This is a genomic window from Tahibacter caeni, assembly GCF_024609805.1.
In the GTDB taxonomy this organism is placed as follows: Bacteria; Pseudomonadota; Gammaproteobacteria; order Xanthomonadales; family Rhodanobacteraceae; genus Tahibacter; species Tahibacter caeni.
In genome coordinates this window covers 1-1,807 of record NZ_JANFVR010000564.1, presented here as the reverse complement: position 1 = coordinate 1,807, position 1,807 = coordinate 1, and the positions used below count along the sequence as shown (strand labels likewise).

2 protein-coding genes are annotated in these 1,807 nt (G+C 71.8%); one reads left to right on the top strand and one right to left on the bottom strand.

Going from position 1 to position 1,807, the window contains the following annotated elements; genetic code table 11:
- Positions 1-125: 125 nt before the first annotated feature.
- Positions 126-704 carry an anthranilate synthase component II gene (locus NON22_RS23795; RefSeq protein ID WP_257389466.1) on the bottom strand — a complete coding sequence of 193 codons (579 nt, stop codon included), beginning with the start codon at positions 702-704 and terminating at the stop codon, positions 126-128.
- A gap of 260 nt (positions 705-964) precedes the next feature.
- Between NON22_RS23795 and NON22_RS23790 the strand changes: the two genes are divergently transcribed.
- The coding region (locus tag NON22_RS23790; RefSeq protein WP_257389465.1) for a VIT domain-containing protein at positions 965-1,807 on the top strand (843 nt) is incomplete at its 3' end.

Genomic DNA, 1,807 nt, shown 5'->3' with positions numbered 1-1,807 from the left:
CGACTGCTGCAGGTCGCGGCAGCGCGCGACGGCCGCATCGACGTCGGCGGCGGTTGCCGCGTCGGCGGCGGTCGCGACGACGGCCGCGAGCCCGACGCAGACCGCCGCGGCCGCGCGCGCAGCGCTCATGCGGCGAGGAAATTCGCGAGCAGGCGGTGTCCGTGCTGGGTCAGGATGGATTCCGGATGGAACTGCACGCCCTCCACGCGCAGCTCGCGGTGCCGCAGCCCCATGATCTCGTCGACGCGGCCGTCGGCCTGCTCGGTCCAGGCCGTCGCTTCGAGGCAGTCCGGCAGCGAGGTCTTCTCGACGACCAGCGAGTGATAGCGCGTCGCTTCGAACGGATCGGGCAGCTCGCGGAACACGCCCTGCCCCGCATGGCGGATCGGCGAAGTCTTGCCGTGCATGATCTGCGCGGCGCGCACGACCTTGCCGCCGAAGGCCTGGCCGATGGCCTGGTGGCCGAGGCAGACGCCGAAGATCGGAATCCGTCCGGCCAGCTCGCGCAGCAACTGCAGCGAGATGCCGGCTTCGTTCGGCGTGCACGGCCCCGGCGAGATCACGATGTGGCTCGGCTGCGCCGCGGCGACCTGCTCCACGCTCCACTCGTCGTTGCGCACGACCTTGACCTCGCAACCCAGCTCGCCGAGGTACTGCACGAGATTCCAGGTGAAGCTGTCGTAGTTGTCGATCATCAGCAGCACAACGCACCCGCCTGCAAAAGTGTACGGACCGGCCGCCGCGCGACCGGGAGCCGGCTAGGCTATGCGCGCGGCGCCCGGGCAGGCAAATGAATTCGGCCGGCGCGGCAGGCCAGCCGCGGTACAGCCGCGCTGCGGCAGGCTCGGCCTCCGTCACGGTCGCGCCGGGGGAGCGGGACCGGCACCGGCGGCCGTCGCGCCCCGCCTGACCCCGCCCCGGCACCGTCCGCGTTTCCGCCGCACCACCCGCCGAGGATCTGCGCATGAAGACGTCGTGGAAGGTCTGGGCCGCCGCCGCACTGCTGTTCACCGGCGCGGCCGCCGCACGCACACCGGCAATCTCCCCGCCGCCGCGGCCGCCGCAGATCTGGATCGATCCGGCGCTGAAGCTCGAACCGGTGCGCCTGCAGGACGTCGCGATCGACATCCGCATCCAGGGTTTCGTCGCGAGCACGCGGCTCGACCTGACCTTCCACAATCCCAACGCGCGCGTGCTCGAAGGCGAGTTCGTGTTCCCGCTGGCCGAAGGCCAGAGCATCACGGGCTATGCGCTGGAAGTCGCCGGCCAGTTGCGCGAAGGCGTCGTCGTCGAGAAGGAGACCGCGCGCGTCGCGTTCGAGTCCACCGTGCGCCGCGGCATCGACCCGGGCCTGGCCGAACTGACCCAGGGCAACGTCTTCCGCACGCGGCTGTATCCGCTGCCCGCCCAGGGCGACAAGCGCGTACGCATCGAGTTCGATCAGCCCCTGCTCGATGCCGGCGCCGTCTACCGCTATCTGCTGCCGCTGGCGTTCGACGCGCCGCTGCGGCATTTCCGCGTGCACGCCGAGGCCCTGCGCGGCGACGCGGCGCCGGCCGCGAGCGGCGGCGTCGCGTTGAGCTTCGCGCGCTGGCAGGAAAGTTTCGTCGCCGATCTCGCGCGCGAAAATTTCCGCCCCGAACGCGAACTCGCGTTCGAGCTGCCCAAGCCGGCAAATCCCGTGACCGTCTTCAGCCTGGCCGACCGCGACGACGCGCAGTGGCGCCGCTTCGCCGCGCAGGTGCAGTCGGCGCCGGCCGAGCCGCGCAGGCCGGCGGCCGCGCCGCGCCACATCGCGCTGTTCTAC